The sequence below is a fragment of the Kitasatospora sp. NPDC057518 genome, assembly GCF_042802075.1.
GTDB lineage: Bacteria > Actinomycetota > Actinomycetes > Streptomycetales > Streptomycetaceae > Kitasatospora.
Genome location: NZ_JBHVEU010000081.1, coordinates 1 through 24,643 on the forward strand (window position 1 = coordinate 1; position 24,643 = coordinate 24,643).

The 24,643-nt window shown below is 73.4% G+C and carries 21 protein-coding genes; 6 read left to right on the forward strand and 15 right to left on the reverse strand.

What is annotated here, in order from left to right:
- Window positions 1–77 precede the first annotated feature (77 nt).
- The 6 genes from ACFU7Z_RS11350 to ACFU7Z_RS11375 all read right to left on the reverse strand — a co-directional run bounded on the left by ACFU7Z_RS11350 (window position 78) and on the right by ACFU7Z_RS11375 (window position 7,339).
- Complete coding sequence (locus ACFU7Z_RS11350) at window positions 78–2,597, reverse strand: ATP-dependent Clp protease ATP-binding subunit (RefSeq protein WP_049652522.1); 2,520 nt, start codon at window positions 2,595–2,597, stop codon at window positions 78–80.
- 676 nt (window positions 2,598–3,273) lie between these two features.
- Window positions 3,274–3,627 (reverse strand): Lsr2 family protein, encoded by a 354-nt coding sequence (locus ACFU7Z_RS11355; RefSeq protein WP_049652521.1) that lies wholly within the window; start codon window positions 3,625–3,627, stop codon window positions 3,274–3,276.
- A 91-nt stretch (window positions 3,628–3,718) separates the two neighbouring features.
- Window positions 3,719–4,255 carry an amino-acid N-acetyltransferase gene (locus ACFU7Z_RS11360; RefSeq protein WP_049652520.1) on the reverse strand — a complete coding sequence of 179 codons (537 nt, stop codon included), beginning with the start codon at window positions 4,253–4,255 and terminating at the stop codon, window positions 3,719–3,721.
- Window positions 4,256–4,265: 10 nt separating this feature from the next.
- On the reverse strand, window positions 4,266–4,703 hold the full coding sequence (locus ACFU7Z_RS11365; RefSeq protein ID WP_074001706.1) for a BlaI/MecI/CopY family transcriptional regulator: 438 nt from the start codon (window positions 4,701–4,703) through the stop codon (window positions 4,266–4,268).
- A gap of 243 nt (window positions 4,704–4,946) precedes the next feature.
- On the reverse strand, window positions 4,947–6,503 hold the full coding sequence (gene lysX / locus ACFU7Z_RS11370) for a bifunctional lysylphosphatidylglycerol synthetase/lysine--tRNA ligase LysX (protein ID WP_082345799.1): 1,557 nt from the start codon (window positions 6,501–6,503) through the stop codon (window positions 4,947–4,949).
- Between the two features lie 95 nt (window positions 6,504–6,598).
- On the reverse strand, window positions 6,599–7,339 hold the full coding sequence (locus ACFU7Z_RS11375) for a hypothetical protein (protein WP_380739260.1): 741 nt from the start codon (window positions 7,337–7,339) through the stop codon (window positions 6,599–6,601).
- A gap of 162 nt (window positions 7,340–7,501) precedes the next feature.
- On the opposite strand from ACFU7Z_RS11375, the gene ACFU7Z_RS11380 reads away from it, so the two are divergent.
- Complete coding sequence (locus ACFU7Z_RS11380; protein WP_380777371.1) at window positions 7,502–8,056, forward strand: SigE family RNA polymerase sigma factor; 555 nt, start codon at window positions 7,502–7,504, stop codon at window positions 8,054–8,056.
- A gap of 50 nt (window positions 8,057–8,106) precedes the next feature.
- Window positions 8,107–8,970 carry a hypothetical protein gene (locus ACFU7Z_RS11385; protein WP_380777373.1) on the forward strand — a complete coding sequence of 288 codons (864 nt, stop codon included), beginning with the start codon at window positions 8,107–8,109 and terminating at the stop codon, window positions 8,968–8,970.
- A gap of 7 nt (window positions 8,971–8,977) precedes the next feature.
- Here the strand turns inward: ACFU7Z_RS11385 and ACFU7Z_RS11390 are convergent, their stop codons facing one another.
- The 8 genes from ACFU7Z_RS11390 to ACFU7Z_RS11425 all read right to left on the reverse strand — a co-directional run bounded on the left by ACFU7Z_RS11390 (window position 8,978) and on the right by ACFU7Z_RS11425 (window position 16,840).
- Complete coding sequence (locus ACFU7Z_RS11390; RefSeq protein WP_074001702.1) at window positions 8,978–9,766, reverse strand: type III pantothenate kinase; 789 nt, start codon at window positions 9,764–9,766, stop codon at window positions 8,978–8,980.
- 47 nt (window positions 9,767–9,813) lie between these two features.
- Window positions 9,814–10,782 (reverse strand): carboxylating nicotinate-nucleotide diphosphorylase, encoded by a 969-nt coding sequence (nadC, locus tag ACFU7Z_RS11395; RefSeq protein WP_049660205.1) that lies wholly within the window; start codon window positions 10,780–10,782, stop codon window positions 9,814–9,816.
- A gap of 4 nt (window positions 10,783–10,786) precedes the next feature.
- Window positions 10,787–12,457, reverse strand: a complete 1,671-nt coding sequence (locus tag ACFU7Z_RS11400) for an L-aspartate oxidase (protein WP_117488340.1) — start codon at window positions 12,455–12,457, stop codon at window positions 10,787–10,789.
- 15 nt (window positions 12,458–12,472) lie between these two features.
- Window positions 12,473–12,922 (reverse strand): aspartate 1-decarboxylase, encoded by a 450-nt coding sequence (gene panD, locus ACFU7Z_RS11405; RefSeq protein WP_074001700.1) that lies wholly within the window; start codon window positions 12,920–12,922, stop codon window positions 12,473–12,475.
- A gap of 53 nt (window positions 12,923–12,975) precedes the next feature.
- Window positions 12,976–13,881: a pantoate--beta-alanine ligase gene (panC, locus tag ACFU7Z_RS11410; RefSeq protein WP_074001699.1), complete on the reverse strand. Its 906-nt coding sequence runs from the start codon at window positions 13,879–13,881 to the stop codon at window positions 12,976–12,978.
- Window positions 13,868–14,812, reverse strand: coding sequence for a Rossmann-like and DUF2520 domain-containing protein (locus ACFU7Z_RS11415; RefSeq protein WP_375877318.1), 945 nt, complete (start codon window positions 14,810–14,812; stop codon window positions 13,868–13,870). The genes panC and ACFU7Z_RS11415 overlap by 14 nt, the downstream gene beginning before the upstream one ends.
- A gap of 103 nt (window positions 14,813–14,915) precedes the next feature.
- Complete coding sequence (locus ACFU7Z_RS11420) at window positions 14,916–15,605, reverse strand: response regulator transcription factor (protein WP_074001698.1); 690 nt, start codon at window positions 15,603–15,605, stop codon at window positions 14,916–14,918.
- 38 nt (window positions 15,606–15,643) lie between these two features.
- Entirely contained in the window at window positions 15,644–16,840 is a 1,197-nt protein-coding gene (locus ACFU7Z_RS11425) for a sensor histidine kinase (RefSeq protein WP_380739296.1), read from the reverse strand.
- 165 nt (window positions 16,841–17,005) lie between these two features.
- Here ACFU7Z_RS11425 and ACFU7Z_RS11430 point away from each other — a divergent pair, with 165 nt between their 5' ends.
- Entirely contained in the window at window positions 17,006–18,022 is a 1,017-nt protein-coding gene (locus ACFU7Z_RS11430; RefSeq protein WP_380777376.1) for an SAM-dependent methyltransferase, read from the forward strand.
- A complete protein-coding gene (locus ACFU7Z_RS11435) occupies window positions 18,019–19,188 on the forward strand; it encodes an NADH-quinone oxidoreductase subunit D (RefSeq protein WP_074001695.1) in 1,170 nt (389 codons plus the stop codon). The genes ACFU7Z_RS11430 and ACFU7Z_RS11435 overlap by 4 nt, the downstream gene beginning before the upstream one ends.
- Before the next feature lie 65 nt (window positions 19,189–19,253).
- On the opposite strand, the gene ACFU7Z_RS11440 is transcribed toward ACFU7Z_RS11435, so the two are convergent.
- Window positions 19,254–20,150 (reverse strand): hypothetical protein, encoded by an 897-nt coding sequence (locus ACFU7Z_RS11440; RefSeq protein ID WP_074001694.1) that lies wholly within the window; start codon window positions 20,148–20,150, stop codon window positions 19,254–19,256.
- Between the two features lie 229 nt (window positions 20,151–20,379).
- On the opposite strand from ACFU7Z_RS11440, the gene ACFU7Z_RS11445 reads away from it, so the two are divergent.
- Both ACFU7Z_RS11445 and ACFU7Z_RS11450 read left to right on the forward strand, forming a co-directional pair.
- Window positions 20,380–20,835 (forward strand): hypothetical protein, encoded by a 456-nt coding sequence (locus ACFU7Z_RS11445; protein WP_074001693.1) that lies wholly within the window; start codon window positions 20,380–20,382, stop codon window positions 20,833–20,835.
- A 38-nt stretch (window positions 20,836–20,873) separates the two neighbouring features.
- Complete coding sequence (locus tag ACFU7Z_RS11450; RefSeq protein WP_380777378.1) at window positions 20,874–23,669, forward strand: toxin glutamine deamidase domain-containing protein; 2,796 nt, start codon at window positions 20,874–20,876, stop codon at window positions 23,667–23,669.
- Window positions 23,670–24,643 lie beyond the last annotated feature (974 nt).

Below are 24,643 nucleotides of genomic sequence, written 5' to 3' on the forward strand. Positions count from 1 at the left end.
TCCTTCGGTGCTCGACCCGTGCTGAACTGCTGCCCCGATCCTCCCACGCCCGGTGAAGTTGTCTGTTAAAAGTTGGGTTACTTCGTCAGGTCCGGACCGGACGAGGCGACCGCGGCCGGGGTGTCCGCGACGGCCGACTTCTCCTCGCCGCGGAAGGTGAACTTGGCTTCCTTGCCCTCGCCCTCGACGTCGACGACGACGATGTGGCCGGCCCGCAGCTCGCCGAAGAGGATCTTCTCGGAGAGGTGGTCCTCGATCTCGCGCTGGATGGTGCGGCGCAGCGGACGGGCACCCAGGATCGGGTCGTAGCCGCGCTTGGCCAGCAGCTTCTTGGCCTCGACGCTGAGCTCCAGGCCCATGTCCTTGTCCTTGAGCCGCTCGTCCACCTTGTCGATCATGAGGTCGACGATCTGGATGATGTCTTCCTCGGACAGCTGGTGGAACACCACGATGTCGTCGACACGGTTCAGGAACTCGGGGCGGAAGTGCTGCTTGAGCTCCTCGCCGACCTTCGCCTTCATCCGCTCGTACCCGGTCTGGGTGTCACCCGCGGCCGCGAAGCCGAGGTTGAAGCCCTTCGAGATGTCCCGGGTGCCGAGGTTGGTCGTCATGATGATGACGGTGTTCTTGAAGTCGACCACGCGGCCCTGGGAGTCGGTCAGGCGACCGTCCTCCAGGATCTGCAGCAGCGAGTTGAAGATGTCCGGGTGGGCCTTCTCGACCTCGTCGAAGAGGACGACCGAGAACGGCTTGCGGCGGACCTTCTCGGTCAGCTGGCCGCCCTCCTCGTAGCCCACGTAGCCGGGCGGGGAGCCGAACAGCCGGGAGACGGTGTGCTTCTCGGAGAACTCGGACATGTCGAGCGCGATCAGCGCGTCCTCGTCGCCGAACAGGAACTCCGCCAGCGTCTTGGACAGCTCGGTCTTACCGACACCGGACGGGCCGGCGAAGATGAACGAACCGCCGGGGCGCTTCGGGTCCTTGAGGCCCGCACGGGTGCGCCGGATGGCCTGGGAGAGCGCCTTGATGGCGTCCTTCTGGCCGATGACGCGCTTGTGCAGCTCGTCCTCCATGCGCAGCAGGCGGGACGTCTCCTCCTCGGTCAGCTTGAAGACCGGGATGCCGGTGGCGGTGGCCAGGACCTCGGCGATGAGCTCCTCGTTGACCTCCGCGACGACGTCCATGTCGCCGGCCTTCCACTCCTTCTCGCGCTTGGCCTTGGCCTGCAGGAGCTGCTTCTCGTCGTCGCGCAGGGACGCGGCCTTCTCGAAGTCCTGCGCGTCGATCGCGCTCTCCTTCTCGCGGCGCACGTCGGCGATCTTCTCGTCGAACTCGCGCAGGTCCGGCGGCGCGGTCATCCGGCGGATGCGCATTCGGGAGCCGGCCTCGTCGATCAGGTCGATCGCCTTGTCCGGCAGGAAGCGGTCCGAGATGTACCGGTCGGCCAGGGTGGCGGCGGCGACCAGGGCGGAGTCCGTGATGGAGACCCGGTGGTGGGCCTCGTAGCGGTCGCGCAGACCCTTGAGGATCTCGATGGTGTGGGGCAGCGAGGGCTCGGCGACCTGGATCGGCTGGAAGCGGCGCTCCAGCGCGGCGTCCTTCTCCAGGTGCTTGCGGTACTCGTCCAGGGTGGTGGCACCGATGGTCTGCAGCTCGCCACGGGCCAGCATCGGCTTGAGGATGCTGGCGGCGTCGATGGCGCCCTCGGCGGCGCCCGCGCCGACCAGGGTGTGCAGCTCGTCGATGAACAGGATGATGTCGCCGCGGGTGCGGATCTCCTTGAGCACCTTCTTCAGGCGCTCCTCGAAGTCACCGCGGTAGCGCGAGCCGGCCACCAGGGCGCCCAGGTCCAGCGTGTAGAGCTGCTTGTCCTTGAGCGTCTCCGGGACCTCGCCCTTGACGATCGCCTGGGCCAGGCCCTCGACCACGGCGGTCTTGCCGACGCCGGGCTCACCGATCAGCACCGGGTTGTTCTTGGTGCGGCGGGACAGCACCTGCATGACCCGCTCGATCTCCTTCTCGCGCCCGATGACCGGGTCGAGCTTGGCCTCGCGGGCGGCCTGGGTGAGGTTGCGGCCGAACTGGTCCAGGACCAGCGAGGTCGACGGGGTGCCCTCGGCGGGCCCGCCGGCCGTGGCCGACTCCTTGCCGCCGCCGGTCTGGTAGCCGGAGAGCAGCTGGATGACCTGCTGGCGCACCCGGTTGAGGTCGGCGCCCAGCTTCACCAGGACCTGGGCGGCGACGCCCTCGCCCTCGCGGATCAGGCCGAGCAGGATGTGCTCGGTGCCGATGTAGTTGTGGCCGAGCTGAAGGGCCTCGCGGAGCGAGAGCTCCAGGACCTTCTTCGCCCGGGGGGTGAAGGGAATGTGACCGGACGGGGCCTGCTGGCCCTGGCCGATGATCTCCTCGACCTGCTGGCGAACGGCCTCAAGAGAAATCCCGAGGCTCTCCAGGGCCTTGGCGGCGACGCCCTCGCCCTCGTGGATCAGACCCAGGAGGATGTGCTCGGTGCCGATGTAGTTGTGGTTGAGCATCCGGGCTTCTTCCTGAGCCAGGACGACAACCCGCCGCGCGCGGTCGGTGAACCTCTCGAACATCGTTTATCGCTCCTCAGAGCGGTCGGGCAGTTCGGGGTCCGTCCCCGCCCTGTCCTTCCGCATGCTAGTCCCGCTCAGCGGCGCGGCCCACGGATTCACTCCCCGGTAGAGGAGCGAGATGCTGCGCGACCAGCCGACACCAATCCCAACCTGGTGTTGGGAAACGGTGTTCCCACAGGTGGGCCGGATGCACCGGATTCCGCTACGCCATCGGCGAACACGTGCCGCCGACGCCGCCGCCGGAACCCCTCCGGCCGGTCGCACATACTGCCCCTGGACGGGCCGAAGAACCCGTCCACCTGCATTCATACCCGGTATCGGGGCGGTTCTCGCGCAGTTTCCGCGGTGGCGGTGTTCGCCTGGCGAGAAGTCGGGCCGCGGTGACGGCGGTTCGACGGCGGACGGGGTGCCGGGCACGTCGCCCCGGTGCCGTCCGCGTTGCCGCTTCGCCCCTACAGCGTCGCACGGCCCGTGATTGTTCCGCCGCCCGAGCCGGTGCCCGAGCCGCTACCCGGGCCGCTGCCCGGGACGGCCCCAGGGCCGGCCGCGGCGGGCTCCTCCGGGTACGCGCCGCGGGGCGCGGAGGAGACTCCTCCGCGCCCCGTGCGTGTGATGGTGGCGGCCGTCCCCGGCCGCCGGGCCCCGCACCCGCTCCGGCGGGCCCGCGGCGCCGGGATCAGGACGCGTTGGCCTTCTCGTAGGCCTCGCGGACGTTGCTCGGAACGCGGCCGCGGTCGTTGACCTCCAGGCCCTGCTCCTTGGCCCACGCGCGGATCTTGGCGGTGTCCGGGGCGCCGCCGCCGGCCGGACGCGCCGCGGTGCCGCGGCCCGGACGACGGGCACCGGCGAGCCGGCCGCTCTGCTTGCGGCCCTTCTCCACGTACGGCGCCAGCAGGCCGCGGAGCTTGTCCGCGTTGGCGCTCTTCAGGTCGATCTCGTAGGCAACGCCGTCGAGGGCGAACGTCACCGTCTCGTCCGCCGAACCGCCGTCGAGATCGTCTTCAAGAATGACCTGCACCCTCTGTGCCACGGGCTTCCCTTTCCGCTAAACGACCCATTGCCTAAGGAAAGGAAAGCGCCTTTCTCCGGAAAACACAAACCCTTGACCCGGTTGGAGCGGCTCAGAGGTGCAGCAGCATGCGCGAGTTGCCCAGTGTGTTGGGCTTCACCCGCTCCAGGTCGAGGAACTCGGCGACGCCTTCATCGTACGAGCGGAGGAGTTCTTCATAGACATCCGTAGCGATCGCCGCCGGGTCTGTCGTACCATCATCGGTTTCCTGGACCTCGCCGATCTCGACGAAACCGTGTTTCGCGAAGAACGCGACCTCGAACGTCAAGCAGAAAATCCGACGGACGCCCAGCCAGCGCGCGGTCTGCACCAGCTTCTCCAGCAGCAGGTGCCCGATCCCGGTGCCCCGGGCGACCGGATCCACCGCGAGCGTGCGGACCTCGGCGAGGTCCTCCCACATCACGTGCAGTGCGCCGCAGGCCACCACCACGCCGTTGTCGTCCCGTTCCGCGACCCAGAACTCCTGGACGGATTCGAACAGTGTGACTGTGGGCTTGTCCAGCAGAATGCCGTCGCGTGAGTAGGTGTCGATGAGCCTGCGCACTGCCCGCACGTCCGTGGTCCGCGCCCGGCGGATGGTGACCTCCATGGTCGGGACGTTATCGCGCCGCTCCCGGTTCCGTCCCACCGGTATCCGGTCCGCCGTCCGCGGAATCCGCGCCGGCCGGATCGGGCGGGAACAGAGCGGCCACCCGCAAGGCGTCCCGGAGCGCTTCGCGTTGCTCGGGCGACATCAGGCCGAAGAAGTGCACCAGGGCCGCCGCCGGATTGTCACCGGTGGCCCAGGCGTCGTTCATCAGGGCCGCCGTGTACGCCTCACGCGAGGAGACCGGTTCATAACGATAGGCCCGGCCGACCCGCTCGCGGCGCAGCCAGCCCTTTCTGTGGAGCTTGTCCAGGACGGTCATCACCGTGGTGTACGCGATTTCGCGTTCCGACCGCAGATCCAGGAGAACCTCGCGAACCGTGACCGGTCGGTTCCACTGCCACACCCGGGTCATGATGGCGTTCTCAAGTTCGCCGAGTTGCCGGACCATAGTGCGGCCAGGATAGGGAGTGAATGGGGCAAATCTTGTGAAGTGCGCCAAACCGGCGCGCCGCCACCCCCGGGAATCGGGAATGGCGGCGCGCCGGTCGTTCGGGGCGGCTGACGGGGTCAGTCGAGGTCTTCCTTGGCCCGCTGGGCCCCGCCCTGGCTGCGGACGATGGCCCGCACCAGGAATCCGAAGCCGATCGCCATGACCAGCGGCGGCACGATCGCGCTGACGTAGTCCATCAGGTCACTCCTCCTCGGTCTTCTCCGCCGTCGCGGCGGAAGCCTTCGGCTCCGGCTTCACCAGCGGGAAGAGCACCGTCTCCCGGATGTTCTTGCCGGTCAGCAGCATGATCAGGCGGTCCACGCCGAGGCCGAGGCCACCGGTCGGGGGCATCGCGTACTCCAGGGCGCGCAGGAAGTCCTCGTCCACCTGCATCGCCTCGACGTCGCCGCCGGCCGCCAGCAGCGACTGGGCGGTGAGGCGGGCGCGCTGCTCGACCGGGTCGACCAGCTCGGAGTAGGCGGTGCCGATCTCGGTCCCGAAGATCACCAGGTCCCACTTCTCGGCCACGCCGGGCCGCGAGCGGTGCTGGCGGGTCAGCGGGGAGACCTCGGTCGGGTAGTCCTTGATGAAGGTCGGCCGGACGGCGTTCTCCTCCAGCAGGCGCTCGACCATCTCCAGCACGATCTGACCGTGGCCCCAGTCCTTCTCGAACGGGATGCCGTGCTCGGTGGCCAGCTTGCGCAGCTCCTCGACGCCGGTCTCCGGGGTGACCTCGACGCCCAGGCGGGCCGAGATGCCCGGGTAGACGCCGATCTCCTCCCACGGCTCGGCCAGGTCGATCTCGTGCTCGACGCCGTGCGCGTCCACGCCCCTGATCACCGTGGTGCCCAGCGCGTCCCGGGCCGCGTTGACGATCGTCTCGCGGATCAGCTCGGCCTGGGTGTCGTAGTCGCCGTACGCCTCGTACGACTCCAGCGAGGTGAACTCCGGGTTGTGGGTGGAGTCCGCGCCCTCGTTGCGGAAGTTGCGGTTGATCTCGAAGACCTTCTCGGCGCCGCCGACCACCAGCCGCTTGAGGTACAGCTCGGGGGCGATGCGCATGTAGAGGTCGATGTCGTACGCGTTGATGTGCGTCTTGAACGGACGCGCGTTGGCGCCGCCGTGCACCGGCTGGAGCATCGGGGTCTCGACCTCGATGTAGCCGCGGTCCTCGTAGGTGCGGCGGATCGAGCGGACGACCTTGCTGCGCAGGTGCAGGATCTCGCGGGCCTCGGGGTTGACGATGAGGTCCACGTAGCGCTGGCGGACCCGGGCCTCCGGGTCGGTCAGGCCCTTGTGCTTGTCCGGCAGCGGACGCAGGCACTTGGCGGTGAGCTCCCAGCGGTCCACCATCACGGACAGCTCGCCGCGCTTGGAGGTGATCACCTCGCCCTCGACGCCGACCTGGTCGCCGAGGTCGATGTCGGCCTTCCAGGCCGCCAGCCGCTCCGGGCCCAGCTTGTCGAGGGAGAACATCACCTGGAGGTCGCCGGTGCCGTCGCGCAGGGTGGCGAAGCAGAGCTTGCCGCCGGTGCGGGAGAGGATCACGCGGCCGGTGACGCCGGCCCGCTCGCCGGTCGCGGTGTCCGGCTCCAGGTCGGGGTGCTTGGCACGCAGGTCCGCGATGGTGGTGGTGCGGGGGAAACCGACCGGGTACGGGTCGACACCGGCCGCCCGGAGCCGGTCGAGCTTCTCGCGCCGGACGCGCATCTGCTCGGGAAGGTCGTCGGTCGCGGGAACAAGGCTCTGATCGCTCACCCCACAAGGGTAGCCAGCCACACACGGTGCTCCGCGCCGGGATTGCCACGGGGGAGGCCGCGACGGCGGCCTCCCCCGGATCGGACGCGGACGGCTCAGCCGGTGCCGGTGGCGAGTTCGACGTCCTCGGGGGTGTCGTCGGTGGGCGGGGCGGGGTGGGCGGGGGGCTTGGGGCGGCGGCCGAACAGCTCGGCGGGGGTGGGCATCCGGTGCGGACGGGGCGGGGTCTTCGCGGCGGCGGGCTGCTCCGGGCGGGAGTCGGTGCTGCTCATGGGGGTCCGTCCTCCTACAGGGGTGGGGTGACTGTGCGGCGGTGCGGCGGGACTCGGTACGGCCACCAGGTGGCGGGGCGGTCCGCTGTGGAGGGCGAGCCGCTCGCGGACGGCGGCCTCGGCCAGCGCGTGGCAGCGCCCGGCCAGCCGGGAGCGGCGGGCCCGCTCGCCCTGGCCGCAGGGCTGGCGGCTCAGTCCGCGCAGTGCGGTGAGGTCCTCCGGCCCGGGCAGGTACCCGTCGGACACCGCCTCCTCCAGCCGTTCCAGGTAGCCGGGGGCGCTGCCGGGCAGGGCGGAGCGGTAGCGTCCGAGGTCGGCGAGCAGGAAGGCGCGCAGCCGGCCGCCCTCCTGGACGGCCTCGTCGATCGCCTCGGTGAGGCGCAGGGCGTCCTGGACGTCCTCCGCCCAGAGTTCGGCGCCAGGCCCGGCGAGGGCGGGCCGGACGGGCCCCTGGAGGTGGACGGGCACGGCGGGGTGGAGGGCTTGGGCGAGGGCGCGGCGCAGCACGCGGACTTCGTCGGCGCTGAAGGCCATGCCGCCGCGCGATCCGTGTGGCGTAGGCATGGGCTGACACTACGTGACGAATATCCGATTTGTCGGTAACGTCGCGCCGAACCACCCACGGTCGGCCCGGCGAAGAAGCCTTTCGCCGCCACCTGTAACGCCACCCGGGGCGCACCTGGTCATCCAGGTGTCAGGGGAGAACGAGCGAGGGGGCCGGGCAGGATGCGACCGGACGGTCAGGGGAAGGCGGCCCGGGGCGGGCGGCGGGACGAGGACTTCCAGGCCTTCGCGGCCGCCCGCGCCAGACCGCTCTACCGGTCGGCCTGCCTGCTCACCGGCGGGGACACCCACCTCGCCGAGGACCTGGTGCAGGAGGCGTTCGGGCGGATCTACGCCCAGTGGCACCGCACCTCCTGGTTCGGGGCCAAGCGCCGGATCGACAACCCGGCCGGGTACGCGCACACCGTGCTGGTGCGGGCCTTCCTCTCGCACCGCGTCCGCCGCTCCAGCGGCGAGCGGCCGGTCGAGGCGGTGCCGGACGGCGCGGCCCCGCAGGGCGACCCGGAACTGCGGCTCGCCCTGGTGGACGCGCTCGGCCGGCTCGCCCCGCGCGACCGGGCGGTGCTGGTCCTGCGCTACTGGGAGGACCGCAGCGTCGAGGAGACCGCCGCGGTCCTGCACAGCACCCCGGGCGCCGTCCGAACCCAGGCCTTCCGCGCGCTCGGCCGGATCCGCACGGTGCTCGGCAGCGGCCTCGACGACCTCGCCGAGCGCTGAGCCGGCGCGTCACGTCACGTCAACCCACTTGGTAGAGAGGTTGGTTCAGCATGTCCGCAGAGCACGACGGGCCCGAGGGGCGGTTCGAGCGGGCCTTCGCCGAGGCCCTCGGCCGGGCCGGCGAGGCCTACGACACCGAACCCGGCCCGCTGGTCGACACCGGCTGGTCGTACGGGCGGCGGCTGCGCCGCAGGCGGCGGATCGGCACCGTGGCGGGCGTCGCCGCGCTGGCCCTGGTCGGGGTGGGCGCGGCCGGGATCGGCGGCTTGCTGCCCGGGCTCGGCCCGACGTCCGCCAGCTCGGTCTCCTCCGGTGCGGCCGTGGGCCGGCCGGTCTCCGGCACCGAGTTCCAGCGGATGCTCACCGAGCTCCTGCCCCCGGGGACGGTGCAGGTCGGCGAGGCCCGGGGGACCGAGAGTGACATCCCGCAGCTGCGGCTGGTGCTGGACGACGGGAACGGCCCGGTCCAGTACCTGTTCTGGATCATGCGCAACGGCGTCGAGCCCGGCTGCCTGGGCCCGCTTCCGGGCGACGCCTGCAGCGAGACCGACCTCCCGGGCGGCGAGCATCTGACCCTCTATCAGGCCGGGACGCGTCCCGGCGAGCCGGCCGGCTCCAAGACCTGGTCCGCCACGTTGACCGGGACCGGCTACGAGATCCTGCTCCAGGAGTGGAACCGCAAGCCGCTGGATCAGGGCACGCCGATCACCCGGACCGACCCACCGCTGACGCCGGACCAGCTCGCCGCGGTGGTGAAGGACCCGCGCTGGAAGAAGGTCGTGGCGGCGTTGCCGAAGGGCCCGGTGATGGGGGTGGTCGTCACCCCCGCCCCCGGCGCCGCCTCGACCTACGTGCCGGACTCGGTGGTCACCGGTCCGGTCACCCTGCCGGCCTTCCCGAAGCCCGGCAGCTGAGCGCCGCTCAGCTGGCGGGGCGGTTGCGCTCGTACACCAGGCGCAGGCCGATCAGGGTCAGCCAGGGCTCGTGCACGTCGATGGTGCCGGCCTCGCCGAGGACGAGCGGGGCCAGGCCGCCGGTGGCGATCACCTGGACGTCGTCCGGGTCCTTGGCGAGCTCCCGGGCCATCCGCTCGACCAGGCCGTCGACCTGGCCGGCGAAGCCGTAGAGGATGCCGGACTGCATGCCCTCGACGGTGTTCTTGCCGATCACGTTGCGCGGGCGGGCCAGCTCGATCTTGCGCAGCTGGGCGCCGCGGACGCCGAGCGCCTCGACCGAGATCTCGATGCCGGGGGCGATCGCGCCGCCGACGTAGTCGCCGCGCGCGTTGACGGCGTCGAAGGTGGTCGCGGTGCCGAAGTCGACCACGATGCACGGGCCGCCGTACAGGTGGTTGGCGGCCAGCGCGTTGACGATCCGGTCGGCGCCGACCTCCTTGGGGTTGTCCATCAGGACGTGCACCCCGGTCTTCACGCCGGGCTCCACGATCACCGCGGGGACGTCGCCGTAGTAGCGGCGGGTCACCTCGCGGAGCTCGTGGAGCACGGCGGGGACGGACGAGCAGATCGCCAGGCCCTCCACCGCGGCCTCCTTCACCGCGGTGTGGCTGCCCATCAGCCCTTGCAGCAGCACCGCCAGTTCATCGGCCGTGCGGCGCGGATCGGTGGAGATCCGCCAGTGTTCCACCACGTCCTCGCCGTCGAACAGGCCGAGCGTGGTCTGGGTGTTGCCGACGTCGATGGTGAGGAGCACGGGGACGCTTTCTGCGAGTCGGGACGGGACTGCGGCCGACCTGACGGTCAGGCGCGCAGGTCCAGGCCGATGTCCAGGATCGGCGAGGAGTGGGTGAGCGCGCCCACGGCCAGGTAGTCGACACCAGTCTGGGCGACCTCGCGCGCGCTGGCCAGGGTCAGACCGCCGGAGGCCTCCAGCTTCGCCCGGCCGGCCACCAGCGCGACGGCCTCCTTCAGCTGGCCGACGGTGAAGTTGTCCAGCAGGATCAGGTCCGCCCCGGCCTCCAGCACCGGCGTGATCTGCTCCAGGGTGTCCACCTCGACCTCGACCGGCAGCTCCGGGTACGCGGCCCGGACGGCCCGGAAGGCCTCGGCGACGCCGCCGGCCGCGACCACGTGGTTGTCCTTCACCAGCGCGGCGTCCGAGAGCGCCATCCGGTGGTTGGCGCCGCCGCCGCAGCGCACCGCGAACTTCTCCAGCGCGCGCAGGCCCGGGGTGGTCTTGCGGGTGTCCCGGACGACGGCGCCGGTGCCCTCCAGGGCGTCCGCCCAGGCGCGGGTGGCGGTGGCGATGCCGGACAGGTGGCAGAGCAGGTTGAGCGCGCTGCGCTCGGCGGTCAGCAGGTCGCGGGTGCGGGAGCGGACCGAGAGCAGCACCTGGCCGGCCTCGACCCGGTCGCCGTCCTCGACGTGCCGCTCGACCTCGAACTCCTCCTCGCAGACCAGCGAGACGACGGCCTCGGCGACCCGCAGGCCGGCCACCACGCCGGCCTGGCGGGCGGTGAAGTCGGCGGTCGCGACGGCCTCGGCGGGCACGGTCGCCACCGAGGTGACGTCCTCGCCGCCGGCCAGGTCCTCGGCGAGCGCAAGGGTGGCGATGTCCTCGACCTCGACCGGGTCCAGCCCGGCCTGCTCCAGCAGCTCGGCCAGCTGCGGGTCCAGACCGGTCTCGTAGCCCTCGCCGTCCCCGCAGGCGCAGCCGTCGCCGCAGCCGCCCTGGTCGGCCAGGGGGAGTTCCTCGTGGGAGTGGGTCATGGTTCTACTGCTCCTCAGGGGTGCTGACGGGACCGCCGGTGGCGGCGAGGGTGGTGATCAGGTGGCGCCGCCAGTGGGCGTCGTCGCGCTCGGGGAAGTCCTCGCGCCAGTGGCAGCCGCGGGTCTCCTCGCGCTGCGCGGCGGCCGTGACCAGGGCGGTCGCGACCAGCAGCAGGTTGGCGGCCTCCCAGGTCTCCACCCGGGGGTCGGCCGGCTTCTCCTCGGCCATGTGGGAGCGGGCCTGCTCGGCGAGCAGGGCCAGTCCGGCCGCGGTGTCGGCCATCGACGCGGCGGAGCGCAGGATGCCCGCGCCGCGCGACATCAGCCGCTGGATCTCGGCGCGCGCCTCCGACGGGGGCAGCGGGACGGGCTGCGCGGCGCGGGCGGCGGCGACGTCCACCGCGCGCTCGGGCAGGTCGCCGGCCGCGTCCAGCCCCGCCAGGTCGGCGGCGATCCGCTCGGCGAAGACCAGGCCCTCCAGCAGCGAGTTGGACGCCAGCCGGTTGGCGCCGTGCACCCCGGTGCAGGCGACCTCGCCGCAGGCGTACAGGCCGGGGACGCTGGTGCGGCCGTGCCGGTCGGTGCGGACGCCGCCGGAGGCGAAGTGCGCGGCCGGGGCGATCGGGATCGGCTCGGTGACCGGGTCGATGCCGTTGGCGCGGCAGAAGGCGAGGATGGTCGGGAAGCGGTGCTCCCACATCTCGGCGCCGAAGTGCCGCCCGTCCAGGAACATGTGCTCGGCGCCCTGCTCCTGCATGCGCCGGGTGATCGCCTTGGCGACGATGTCGCGCGGGGCCAGCTCGGCCAGCTCGTGCTGTCCGACCATGAAGCGGACGCCGTCCGCGTCCACCAGGTGGGCGCCCTCGCCGCGGACCGCCTCGGAGACCAGCGGCTGCTGGCCCTCGGCCTCCGGACCGAGCCAGAGCACGGTGGGGTGGAACTGGACGAACTCCAGGTCGGTGACGGCGGCGCCGGCCCGCAGGGCCAGGGCCACGCCGTCGCCGGTGGAGACCGCCGGGTTGGTGGTGGCGGAGAAGACCTGGCCCATGCCGCCGGTGGCGAGCACCACCGCGCGGGCCCGGACGGCGCCGACGCCGTCGCGCTGGCCCTCGCCCATCACGTGCAGGGTGAGCCCGGCGGCGTGGCCCGCCGCGTCGGTCAGCAGGTCGAGCACGAGCGCGTGCTCGATCAGCTCGATGCCCGGGTCGGTGCGGACGGCGGCGACCAGGGCGCGCGATATCTCGGCGCCGGTCGCGTCCCCGCCCGCGTGGACGATCCGGCGGCGGTGGTGGCCGCCCTCGCGGGTCAGCAGGACCTCGCCGTCCTCGCCCCGGTCGAACAGGGCGCCGGTGGCGATCAGCCGGCGGACGGCGTCCGGGCCCTCGGTGACCAGGGTGCGGACGGCCTCCTCGTCACAGACGCCGGCGCCGGCCACCAGGGTGTCGTCCAGGTGCTGTTCGGGGGTGTCCCCCTCGCCCAGGGCGGCGGCGACGCCGCCCTGGGCCCAGCGGGTGGAGCCTTCGTCCAGCACGGCCTTGGTGACCACCATGGCCCGCAGGCCGGCCTTGCGGACGTTGAGCGCGACGGTGAGGCCGGCGACCCCGGAGCCGACCACGACCACGTCGGTGGCGGCGGTCCAGCCGGGGGCCGGTGCGGTGAGGCGGTGCGTGGACATGGGTGGCTGGCTCCTTCAGCGCGAGACGGCGTCGGCCGCGCCGTTGCCGTCACCGTACGCCCTGTCACCCCGGAGCAGTCCGCTGCCCTCCGGGGCCTCCGCCGGGTCCCCGCCCAGGCCGGTGATCCGGTTCTGCTTGTCCACGAAGACGATCTTCGGCTCGTAGCCCTTGGCCTCGGCCGTGTCCATCTGCCCGTAGGCGATGAGTATGACGAGGTCGCCCGGGTGGACGAGGCGGGCGGCGGCGCCGTTGATGCCGATCACGCCGGAGCCGCGCGGGCCGGCGATGGTGTACGTCTCCAGCCGGGCGCCGTTGTCGATGTCGACGATGTGGACCAGCTCGCCGGGGAGCAGGTCGGCGGCGTCGAGCAGGTCCTCGTCCACCGTGACGGATCCCACGTAGTGCAGGTCGGCCTGGGTCACGGTGGCCCGGTGGATCTTGGACTTGAGCATGGTGCGGAGCATTGCGGGTCACGCCTCCTGTGAGTGCATGCCTGAAGGGGGTTCTTACTGCGGTACTACCGAACGATGATGCGGACGTTGTCGATCAGGCGGGTCGGGCCCACCTTCGCGGCGACGGCCAGCACCGCCTCGCCCTGGAAGTCGTCCGCCGCCTCGGAGAAGTCGTGCGGGTCGATCAGGGCGAGGTAGTCCAGGGTGACGCCCTCGGCGCCGTCCAGGGCGGCCGAGGCGGCCTCGCGGACGGCCTTCGGGCCCTGCGCGGCGGCGTCCCGGCCGGCGAACAGGGCCTTGGACAGGGCGAGCGCGTGCTCGCGGTCCTCCGCCGAGAGGTAGCGGTTGCGCGAGGACAGCGCCAGGCCGTCCTCCTCGCGGACGGTCGGCACGCCGACGATCTCGACGTCGAAGTCCAGGTCGGCGACCATCCGCTGGATGATCGCCAGCTGCTGGGCGTCCTTCTCGCCGAAGAAGGCGAAGTCCGGGTCGGTGATGTGCAGCAGCTTGGCGACCACGGTCAGCACGCCGTCGAAGTGGCCGGGCCGGGTGGCGCCCTCGAAGCGCTCGCCCATCGGGCCGGCCGCCATCCGCACCTGCGGCTCGCCGTTCGGGTAGACCTCCTCGGCGGACGGCGCGAAGACCACGTCGGCGCCGTGCTCCTCGGCCAGCCGCACGTCGTCGTCGAGGGTGCGCGGGTAGCGCTCCAGGTCCTCGCCCGGGCCGAACTGGAGCGGGTTGACGAAGACCGTCACCGCGACCCGGCCCTCGCGGCCGACCTGCTTGCGGGCGGCCCGGATCAGCGCGGCGTGGCCCTCGTGCAGCGCGCCCATGGTCATCACGACGGCGTTGTCGACCGGCTGCTCGTCCGGCCAGAACGCGGCCTCGAAGTCGTCCACGGTGCGGGTGACGACGGCCCGGTGGACCTTCGGCGTCCGCTGGGGCTTGTTCGGCTGCTTACCGCGTGCCATCAGTGCTCTCCTCGTTCAGTACGTCCAGCAGTGCCGCCGCCGACGTTTCGTCGATGGTTCCGTTGGCGAGCGCCCGCTGCGCGGTGGCGCGGGCCATCGCCCGGTAGGCCGCCGGGATGTCCGGGGACACCGTACTGAGCTGCGCCAGGTGGCGCCGCACGGTGCCCGCGTCGCCCCGGGCGACCGGGCCGGTGAGGGCCGCGTCACCGGAGCGCAGGCTGTTGTCCAGGGCGGCGCCCAGCAGCGGGCCGAGCAGCCGGCCGGGCTCGGCGACGCCGGCCGAGCGCAGCAGCTCCATCGCCTGCGCGACCAGGGTGACCAGGTGGTTCGAGCCGTGCGCGAGGGCGGTGTGGTAGAGCGGGCGGACCTCCTCGGGCACCCACTCCGGCTCGCCGCCCATCTCCACCACCAGCGCCTCGGCGACCGGCCGCAGCTCCTCGGGGGCGGTCACGCCGAACGGGCAGCCGGCCAGCCGGGCCAGGTCCACCGAGGTGCCGGTGAAGGTCATCGCCGGGTGCAGGGCCAGCGGCAGCGCCCCGGCCCGGGTGGCGGGCTCCAGGACGGCGACGCCGTGGGCGCCGGAGGTGTGCACGACCAGCTGGCCGGGGCGGATCGCGCCGGTGGCGGCCAGCCCGGCCACCAGGTCGGCCAGCGCGTCGTCCGGGACGGTCAGCAGCACCAGGTCGGCGGCGGCCAGCACCTGCGGCGGGGTGACGATCCGCACGCCCGGCAGCAGCGCCTCGGCGCGGCGGCGGGAGACGGCGGAGACCCCGGAGGCGGCGACCACGGTGTGCCCGGCGAGCTGGAGCGCCGCGCCCAGCGCGGGGCCGACCCGGCCGGTGCCGACCACGCCGACGGCCAGCCGGGCGGGGCGGTTGCCGGGGTCGCCTGGGTCGCCGAAAGCCTGGTCGGCGAAGTCGGACGGATTCACGTCCACCCTTGTCCTGCCTTGTCCTGAATGACCGTTCCAGTCCGCTCCACGGGTACCGGACGTACCGCCCCAGTCTACGGGGGCGCCCGGACGCCGAAGCGGCTCAGTCGCCGGCCCCGGCCCGGATCAGCCCGGCCTCGTACGCCAGCACCACGGCCTGGACCCGGTCGCGCAGCCCCAGCTTGGCCAGGATCCGGCCGACGTGGGTCTTCACGGTGGCCTCGGAGAGCACCAGCCGGGCCGCGATCTCGCCGTTCGACAGGCCCTGGGCGACCAGCAGGAACACCTCCCGCTCGCGCTCGGTCAGCGGGCCGAGGACGTCCGAGCCGGGCGCGCTCTGCGGGGTGGGCAGCACCTCGGCGAAGCGGTCGATCATCCGGCGGGTGGTGGTCGGGGCGACCACCGCGTCCCCGCCGTGCACCGCGCGGATCGCGGCCACCAGCTCGGTCGGCGGGACGTCCTTGAGCAGGAAGCCGCTGGCGCCGGCCTTGAGCGCGGCGAAGGCGTACTCGTCCAGGTCGAAGGTGGTGAGGATGAGCACGTGGGGGGCGTTCGGCAGCGGGCTGCCGTCCTCGGCGAGGCAGATCCGGCGGGTCGCCTGCACGCCGTCCAGCCGCGGCATCCGGACGTCCATCAGGATCACGTCCACCTCGGTGCGCCGCAGCTGCTCCAGGGCCTGCGCGCCGTCGCCCGCCTCTGCGGTGATCTCGATGTCGCCCTGCGACTGGAGGATCATCCGGAACCCGGTGCGCAGCAGTTCCTGGTCGTCGACGAGCATCACGCGGATGGTCAAGGTGGGACTCCTTGGAGGGGGGTGGACGGCGGACGGGGCTAGTGGGCCGCCTTGAGCGGCAGGACGGCGCGGATCCGGAAGCCGCCGCCGGGGCGGGGGCCCACGTCGAGGCTGCCGCTGACCATGCCGACCCGCTCGCGCATGCCGATCAGGCCGTGGCCGAGGCCGTCCGCGCCGCCGGCGGCCAGGTGCTCGTCGGTGCTGCCGCGCCCGTCGTCCTCCACCAGGACGGCCAGCTCGCGCTCACCGAAGTCGACCGCGACCCGGGCGTGCGCGTCGGGGCCGCCGTGCTTGCGGACGTTGGTGAGCGCCTCCTGGACGATCCGGTAGACGGTCAGCTCGACGCCGCGCGGCAGCTCGCGCGGGTGCCCGGAGGTGGCGTAGTCCACGTCGAGCCCGGCGGTGCGGACCTGCTCCAGCAGCTCCGGCAGCTCCTCGACGCCCGGCTGCGGCACGTACTCCTCGGCCTTGGTGTCGGCGGTGCGCAGCACGCCCAGCAGGCGGCGCATCTCGACCAGCGCCTGGCGGCCGGTGGAGGCGATCGTGCCGAGCGCCTCCTTGGCCTGCTGCGGGGAGTTGTCCAGCACGTACGCGGCGCCGTCGGCCTGGACGATCATCACCGAGACGTTGTGCGCGACCACGTCGTGCAGCTCGCGGGCGATCCGGGCGCGCTCGGCGGCGACCGCCACCTTGGACTGGGCGTCCCGCTCGCGCTCCAGCCGGGCGGCGCGGTCCTCCAGCTCGGTCAGGTAGGCGCGGCGCACCCTGGTCAGCCGGCCCCAGGCCCAGCAGAGGATGAACGGCGTGCTCATCAGCAGCGTGATCAGCGCCGCCTCGCCGAAGGTGTACGGGCGGGTGTGGGCGTCGCCGGCCCGGTCGAAGACCGTCTTCACCGGCATCATCTGCCAGAACACCAGCGGCCCGGAGGCCAGGCCGGCCGTCAGGGCCAGCCGGGAGATCCACTTCTGGCCGAAGGCGGCGCCGGTGTAGGCGAAGACCAGGTAGGCGATCGAGGAGCCGGCCGGCGAGATGTCCACGAGTACCTGGCCGACGCCGATGGCGGCGGCGGCGGACACCGTGAGGTCGGGGAAGCGCCGCCGGACGACCATCAGCAGCGGCAGCACCACCGCGATCGCGAGCGAGACGTCGAAGCGCCAGCCGTCGTCGATCGGGCCGTCGTTCGGCACCAGGCCGGCGAAGAGCACCATCGCCGCCCAGGCGGCGTCGACCACCATGGGGTGACGGCGGAGCCAGGCGTTGAGTCGATGCACGTGTCCAGCGTAGGCAGTCGCTCCGTGTGCCCAGGTCCGCCGGTAGGGCGATCCGCCCTACTCCGTAGGTCGGAGAAGCACCCGATCCGATGGGGAGGGTCGACCGGGCGCCGGGTAGCGTCCAGCCCCATGACTTGGATGCGGTGGGCGCCCGCCATGGAACGGGCCCTGTACGACCCCGGGCAGGGCTTCTACCGCAGGCCGGAGGGCCCCGCCGGCCACTTCCGCACCTCCGTGCACGCCTCGCCGAGGTTCGCCCGTGCGGTGGCCCGGCTGCTGCTGGAGGTTGACGAGGCCCTCGGTCGTCCGGAGGAGCTGGCCCTGGTCGACATGGGGGCCGGGCGGGGCGAACTGCTCACCGGCGTCCTGGCCGAACTGCCCGCGGAGGTGCTGGCGCGGCTGCGCCCGTACGGCGTGGAGGTCGCCGACCGCCCGGCCGGCCTGCCGTCCACAGCCCTGTGGACGGACCGGCCGCCGCGCGGGGTGACCGGGCTGCTGTTCGCCAACGAGTGGCTGGACAACGTCCCGCTGGACGCCGGGGAGGTCGACGAGGACGGGGTGCTGCGCTACGTCGAGGTGGACACCGCGACCGGCGGGACCCGCCTCGGCGAGCCGGTCTCGGCGGCCGACGCGGCCTGGGCCGGCCGCTGGTGGCCGGTCGCGGAGCCCGGCGACGCCGTGGAGTTCGGCGGCCCCCGGGACGCCGCCTGGGCGCGGGCGGTGGCCGGGCTGGAGCGCGGCCTGGCCGTCGCCGTCGACTACGGGCACACCGCCGGGCGGCGGCCGCCGTTCGGCACGTACGCCGGATTCCGGGACGGCCGGGAGGTGGCGCCGGTGCCGGACGGCTCCTGCGACGTCACCGCGCACGTCGCGCTGGACTCCGTCGCCGTGCCCGGTCTCCACAGCCTGTGGACAACGCAGCGGGAGGCGCTGCGGGCGCTCGGCGTGAGCGGCGGGCGCCCGGCGCTCGCGCTGGCCACCAGCGACCCCGTCGGCTACCTGCGGGCGCTCAGCGGGGCGGGGGAGGGGGCCGAGCTGACCGACCCGGGCGGGCTGGGCGCCTTCGGGTGGCTGGTGCAGGCCGTCCGCATCACGGAACCGGTGAGCTTGGCGGGCCTGCCGGGATGGCAGACTCTGGGGGCATGAGGGAGACCACGGTCGGCATCGGGGCGGGAGCCGAGAACTTCACCGGCGCGGCGGGCACCACCGACATGGTGCTCAACATCGGCCCGCAGCACCCGGCCACCCACGGCGTGCTGCGCCTGAAGCTGGTGCTGGACGGCGAGCGCATCGTCAGCGCCGAGCCGGTGATCGGCTACATGCACCGGGGCGCGGAGAAGCTGTTCGAGGCCCGTGACTACCGGCAGATCATCATGCTGGCCAACCGGCACGACTGGCTCTCCGCCTTCTCCAACGAACTCGGCGTCGTCATGGCCGTCGAGCGGATGCTCGGCATGGAGGTCCCGGAGCGGGCGGTCTGGGTCCGCACCCTGCTCGCCGAACTCAACCGGGTGCTCAACCACCTGATGTTCCTCGGCTCGTACCCCCTGGAGCTGGGCGGGATCACCCCGGTCTTCCACGCCTTCAACGGCCGCGAGGACCTCCAGCACGTGCTGGAGGAGGCCTCCGGCGGCCGGATGCACTACATGTTCAACCGGGTCGGCGGCCTCAAGGAGGACCTGCCGGCCGGCTGGCTCGGCCGGGTCCGCACCGCCGTCGCCACCGTGCGCTCGCAGCTGCCCGTCTTCGAGGACCTCGTCCTCGGCAACGAGATCTTCCGCGCCCGCACCGCCGGGGTCGGCGTCCTCACCCGGGCGCAGGCCGAGGCGTACGGCGTCAGCGGCCCGATCGCCCGGGCCAGCGGCCTCGACCTCGACCTGCGCCGCGACGAGCCGTACCTGGCGTACGGCTCCGAGGAACTGCGGCAGGTGCTCACCGTGGTCACCCGCGAGGAGGGCGACTGCCTGGCCCGCTTCGAGTGCCTGCTGGAACAGACCCTCAACGCGCTCGACCTCGCCGACGCCTGCCTCGACAAGCTCGCCACGCTGCCGCCCGGCCCGGTCAACCAGCGGCTGCCCAAGGTGCTCAAGGCACCCGAGGGCAGCACCTACGCGTGGACCGAGAACCCGCTCGGGATCAACGGCTACTACCTGGTCTCGCGCGGCGACAAGACGCCGTGGCGGCTCAAGCTGCGCTCGGCGTCCTTCAACAACATCCAGGCGCTCACCGAGCTGCTGCCGGGGACGCTGGTCGCGGACATGGTGGCGATCCTGGGGTCGATGTTCTTCGTGGTCGGGGACATCGACAAGTAGGCCGGCGCCGGGGGCCGGTGCCGCCGCGTAGGGCGGGCGCCGGGGGCGGGCACCAGGGGGGCGGGTCAGTCCTTCTTGGACTTCCTGACCGGGTCCGCCGGGTGCGGGGCCACCTTGCGGTCGCCCTTGGTGGCGATCCGCTCCTCGCACAGCCGGGCCAGCACCTCGTACCCCTTCCGGCCCATCAGCTCGGTGAGCTCGGGGCGGTAGCTGACGTACACCGCGTCCGCGCCCTGGTGGGCCGCCGGGGCGCCGGTGCACCACCAGTGCAGGTCGTGGCCGCCCGGGCCCCAGCCGCGGCGGTCGTACTCGCCGATCGTGACCTGGAGGTAGCGGGTGTCGTCGGGGCGGTCGATCCAGTCGTAGGTGCGGCGGATCGGCAGCTGCCAGCAGACGTCCGGCTTGGTCTCCAGCGGCTCGCGGCCCTCCTTGAGGGCGAGCGCGTGCAGGGCGCAGCCGGCGCCGCCCGCGAAGTCCGGGCTGTTCACGAAGATGCACGCGCCGCCGACCCGGCGGGTCTGGCGGTCGCCGTCCTCGTCCAGCATGGTGATGCCGCCGTCGGAGACGATCCGGCCCTTGGCGTCGGTGCCCTCGGCGAAGTTCTCCCACAGCTCGGGGGTCAGCCGGGTCGCGTGCCCCAGGACGCGCTTCTCGTCGTCCTCGTCCGAGTAGTGCGCGCCCAGCGTGCAGCAGCCGTCCGACTCGCCGCGGCCCTCGCGGATGCCGTGGCAGCCCTGGCCGAAGACGCAGGACCAGCGGGAGGTCAGCCAGGTGAGGTCGCAGCGGAAGACCTGCTCCTCGTCGGCGGGGTCGGCGAACTCGACCCAGGCGCGGGCGAAGTCCAGCGGGACCTCGTCGCGCGGGATCTCGCGGCGCAGGCTCGGCATCGCGAGGTCGACGGGGGCGGGGGAGGCCTTGGGCTTCGCCTTGGACTTCTTCTTGGACGTTTCTGCTGGTGCCACCCGGCAAGGGTAGAGCTTTCGGTGGCGGGAACGCGGTGGCGGGACCGGTGGCGGGGTCGGTGGCGGGGTCGGGGCCGGTTTGCGGCGGGGTCGGTGGTGGCGGGGCCGGCCGGGGTGAAGGCGGGGTGAAGAGGTCCGTCGGGCGCTGCGGGCGGGCCCGGGGGCGCGCCTAGGATGGCGGCCGGTCCGCGGCGGGGTCCGCGACGGGACCGCTACGGGAGGTACGGGGATGGCAGGCGGCAGCACCGGGGCGTCCGGCGGCGCGGGCGGGGAGTTCGTCCTCAAGCCGTGGGAACTGCACGGCGAGGGCCGGGAGTTCGAGAAGCTCGGCGGCGAACTGACGAAGGCCGTCGCCGCCCTGGAGCAGGGCCTCGCCGCGCTCGGCGCCCCCTGGGGCGCGGACCAGCCGGGCAGCGGGTTCGCCACCGTGTACGGGCAGGCGCGCGGTGAACTCGTCGGCGGGCTGCGGGGGTTGGCCGGGCGGGTGGCCGGGGTCGGGGCCGGGCTGCACACGATGGCCGCGCGGACGGCGGACGCGGACAGTGCGGCGGCGGGCGGGTTCGGGGCGACGGCGGTGCCGGGCGTTTCGGGGGCGACGGCGGTGCCGGGGGTCGCGGGAGTTCCCGGGGTGCCGGGGGCAACCCCCGGGGTGGTGCCCGCCGTCCCCAAGGACATGTCGGTCTGACGGACCCGGCCCGAAGCCCGGCTCGAAGGGGGAAGCGCGTGTCCCGGAAACTGCCCGAGGAACTGGTCCCGGTGCTGGCCCGGACCGGCCGGCTGTGGCCGCAGGCCGACGAGGAGGGCCTGCGCAAGGCCGCCGGAGTCTGGCGCGAGTTCGGCAAGGAGGCCGACCGGCTCACCCGCCGCTGCGGCGAGTCCGTCCGGCGGGTCACCGCCGACAACTCCGGCCACGCGGTCGAGGCCTTCGGCGCGTACTGGCAGGCCTTCAGCGGCGGCGGCAAGGGCCACCTGGACGACGCGCACAGCGCGGTCGGGCTGGTCGCCGGGGCCTTCGACACGTCCGCGCGGGCCGTGGACACCTGCAAGGCCGAGATCATCGCGACCCTGCGGCAGCTCGCCGCCGAACTCCGGCAGGCCGAGGAGCAGGCGGCCAAGGCCAAGGAGGCGGCCGGCAAGGTCGCGGCGGCGGCGGCCGGCGGCGACCCGGCCGGGAACGGGGTGGCCGGGAGCGAGGTGGCCGGGAACGGGGTGGTCGGCGGATTGCGGAAGGCCGTCGGCGGCCTCGCGGCCACGGTGGAGAACGCCGCCACCGAGCAGGTCGCGGCGGGGGTGGCGGCCGTCGCCGTCGAGACCGCCGCGCTGAAGATCGGCGGACTGCTCGCCGAACTCGGCCGCGCCATGAAGGACGCCCTGTCCGGCGTGCTCGAGGAGCCGGCCGCGGTCGCCCTGCTGAAGCTCGGCAGCGCGTCGGGGACGGAGGTCACCGCCGCCTCGTACCGCAACGGCGCGTTCGACCCGCTCGCCGCCGGGCTGCCCGCCGCCCTAGGCGAACCGGGCGTGCTCGGCGCCGACGGCTCCGGGCTGGTGCTGCTCGCGGGGAAGGACGGCAAGCCGCTGGTCGGCGTGCCCGGGCTGACGGTCAAGGTGGACGAGCAGGGCAAGCCCGTCCTCGGCCCGGACGGGCAGCCGGTCATCCTCCGCGGCGACGGCACGCCGGTGGCCGACGCCACCGGGCTGCTGGTCGTCCCGGGGCCGGACGGCAAGCCGGTGGTCGGGGTGGCGGACCTGGCGGTCCGGCTGGACGAGCACGGGCAGCCCGTGCTCACCGACGAGGACGGCAAGGCGCTCCGCGGGGTGCCGCTCGCCGGGCTGACACCGGGGGCGGACGGGCCGGGGGTGGTCGGGCCGTCGGCGGTCGGGCCGGGTGGCGACAAGCCGCTCGCGGGTGCGGTGCCCGACGGGCCGACGGTGCCGACGGCGCCGGGCGCGGTGACGGTGGCCTCGGTCGCGGTGGCGGACCCGGGGGCGGTCGTCGGCAGGCCGGACGTGGCGAGCGCGGCGAGTGCTCCCGTGGGTGCGTCGGCGGGCGGTTCCGTGGTGGCCGGGGGCTCGCCGGGGCAGCACCGGGCGACGGGCGGTGGGGGCGGCGGTGACTGGGCACCGCCGGTACCGGCCGTTGCCGCGCCGGTCCGGCAGAGCGGCGGGTCGGCGGGCTGGTCGGACGGGGACTACCCGCTCCAGGCGCCCGCGGCCGCCTCGCACAGCGGCGGGAGTACGGGCGGGCCGGTGGCCGTACGGACGGACTCGGTGAGCGCTCCGCCCGCGCCCGCCATCGCGCCCGTCACCGCACCGTCCGCCGGAGGACCCGCGTACGGCCCGGCGCCGGAGACCCCCTCGGCGGTCCGGCCGGTCGGGGTGCCCGGGCAGTTCGGGACCCCGGCGTACGGCGGCGGGTACGGCGCGTACCAGGCGGCCGGTCCGGTCGCCACCGTCGGGCCGGGGCCGTTGGCGGGCACCGGCGGCGGGCCCGCGAACGTGGCGGCCCCGTTCGGCAGCGGCGTCGGGGCGGGGGCGGCCAGCAGTCCAGGCGGCCCCGGCGGCGTGGTGGGCGGTGGGCCGGCCGTCGGCGGTCCGGTCGCTGGAGGGCCGCAGACCGGCGCGCCGGTGGCCCGGACCCCGGTCGGCGCGGCGCCGCACCCGGTCGTCGGACCGCCGCCGGTCCACACCGCGCCGCCGCCCCCGGCCGTGCCCCCGGTCGTCGGGACCACCCCGGTGATCGGCCGCCCCGAGGCGCACCCGGTGGAGGCCCGACGGCGGGAGAACGCGGCGGTCCCCGCCGACCCGACCCTCGCCTGGGGCGCGGTCCCGGTCGCGACCGCTCACGCGATGGCCCTCCAACTCGCCCTGCGCGCCCGGCGCGGAGCCCCGCCGGAGGATCCGGCGTTCCGGCCGCGCAGCATCGCCGACAGCCGTCCGTACGGTCTGCCGGGCGGGCTCGCACCGGTCGACCCGGAGCACCAGGCCGAACTCGAACGCCGCGCCCCCCGGGACGCGGACGGCCTGCCCGTCCGCCACCCCGACCCGGCCGCCGGCGGCTGGGCGGAGGCCGTCAACGACGGCGGCCACCGCGAACCGGGCCGGGCCAACAACAGCCTGGAGATCGCCCTCTCGGCGGTCGAGTGCTACACCGGCCGCCCCACCTGCGCGGCCCCGCGCATCCCCACCGAGGGCGACGCCGGCGAACGCGGGGGCCGCGACCGCGCCGAACGCGAACTCGGCGCCCCCTTCCGGGACCTGGGCGACGGCGCCCCGGCCTTCGACCGCCTCACCGACGACCTCCGCCGCGCCGGCCACGGCTCGCAGGCGGTGCTCCTCACCCTCGACGCCTACGGCCGCCCGCACGCCTGGAACGCCGTCAACCACCAGGACGCCGTCACCTACCTCGACCACCAGCTCGCCCGCCAGGCCCCCACCCCCCTCCACCCCGCCACCCACGGCCTCTGGGCCATCGCCCTCACCCCCGAAGGCCGCCCCCTCCCCCTCACCCCCGCCGCCTGACCCGCCCCTGCCACCTCGCTTCCTGAGTCGCACCCCCTTGCCCCCTTGCCGCCTGACCTGCGTCACTGACCCGGACCCCGTACCGCGCGTAGGAAGTCGGCCCGCCCGACTTCCTGCGCAGTTGCACACGACACCCCTTCTGCGGAGAAACCTGTAGACCGGTCGCCATATTCGCCACACGGGAACCGGGGGTGGCCCGCGCGAGAAGTCGGCCCGGCCGACTTCCTGTGCGCGATCGGGCCGGCCAGGTCGAGGTTCACCAGGTGCTGCATAGGAAGTCGGCGGAGTCGACTTCTCGTGCGCAGAGGGGCGAGGCCGGCGGCGATCTATGTAGTCCGACCGTCATATCCCTCGCGCGTGCATTGGACGGGCTCGCATGAGAAGTCGGCTGGGCCGACTTCTTGCGCGCTTACGAGCCGGTTGGGCCTGGCTGTGCCCAGAACTATGTAGACCGGCCGTCATATTTTCCCAGGTGCTGCACAGGAAGTCGGCGGGGCCGACTTTTCGTGCGCAGGGTGGGGTGCGGGTCGGCGGAATCTGTAGACCGGTCTGCATATTTCTCCCAGGGGTGCATGGAAGGTCGGGCTGATCGACTTCTCGTGCGCGGAGGGGCGGGGGCGGCGGCAGGCTATGTGGCCTGGTCTTCGCCCGCGTTGGAGGAGCTCGCGCGAGAAGTCGGCTGGGCCGACTTCCTGTGCGCTTTCGGGCTGGCCGGGCCTGGGTGTACCTGGGGCCAGGTAGGCCAGCCGTCGTATTTGTCCGGGTTCTGCATAGGAAGTCGGCGGGGTCGACTTTTCGTGCGCGGGGGACGTGTGGGGCGTCCCCCAGGGGTGCATGGAAGGTCGGGCTGATCGACTTCTCGTGCGCAGAGGGGTGGGGTCGGCGGCAGAGGGAGCTACGCCAGAAGTCGGCGGGGTCGACTTTTCGTGCAGGGGTGTGGGTCAGCAAGGGTGTGCAGGCCGGTCGTCGCACTG

Coding starts and splice junctions, on each gene's coding strand:
- ACFU7Z_RS11380 (WP_380777371.1), top strand. CDS start 7,502: ATGCGACCGGACGGTCAGGGGAAGGCGGCCCGGGGCGGGCGGCGGGAC.
- panD (WP_074001700.1), bottom strand. CDS start 12,922: ATGCTCCGCACCATGCTCAAGTCCAAGATCCACCGGGCCACCGTGACC.
- ACFU7Z_RS11400 (WP_117488340.1), bottom strand. CDS start 12,457: ATGTCCACGCACCGCCTCACCGCACCGGCCCCCGGCTGGACCGCCGCC.
- ACFU7Z_RS11445 (WP_074001693.1), top strand. CDS start 20,380: ATGGCAGGCGGCAGCACCGGGGCGTCCGGCGGCGCGGGCGGGGAGTTC.
- nadC (WP_049660205.1), bottom strand. CDS start 10,782: ATGACCCACTCCCACGAGGAACTCCCCCTGGCCGACCAGGGCGGCTGC.
- ACFU7Z_RS11430 (WP_380777376.1), top strand. CDS start 17,006: ATGACTTGGATGCGGTGGGCGCCCGCCATGGAACGGGCCCTGTACGAC.
- ACFU7Z_RS11365 (WP_074001706.1), bottom strand. CDS start 4,703: ATGGTCCGGCAACTCGGCGAACTTGAGAACGCCATCATGACCCGGGTG.
- ACFU7Z_RS11360 (WP_049652520.1), bottom strand. CDS start 4,255: ATGGAGGTCACCATCCGCCGGGCGCGGACCACGGACGTGCGGGCAGTG.
- ACFU7Z_RS11350 (WP_049652522.1), bottom strand. CDS start 2,597: ATGTTCGAGAGGTTCACCGACCGCGCGCGGCGGGTTGTCGTCCTGGCT.
- ACFU7Z_RS11425 (WP_380739296.1), bottom strand. CDS start 16,840: ATGGTGGTCGACGCCGCCTGGGCGGCGATGGTGCTCTTCGCCGGCCTG.
- ACFU7Z_RS11375 (WP_380739260.1), bottom strand. CDS start 7,339: ATGCCTACGCCACACGGATCGCGCGGCGGCATGGCCTTCAGCGCCGAC.
- panC (WP_074001699.1), bottom strand. CDS start 13,881: ATGGCACGCGGTAAGCAGCCGAACAAGCCCCAGCGGACGCCGAAGGTC.
- ACFU7Z_RS11385 (WP_380777373.1), top strand. CDS start 8,107: ATGTCCGCAGAGCACGACGGGCCCGAGGGGCGGTTCGAGCGGGCCTTC.
- ACFU7Z_RS11435 (WP_074001695.1), top strand. CDS start 18,019: ATGAGGGAGACCACGGTCGGCATCGGGGCGGGAGCCGAGAACTTCACC.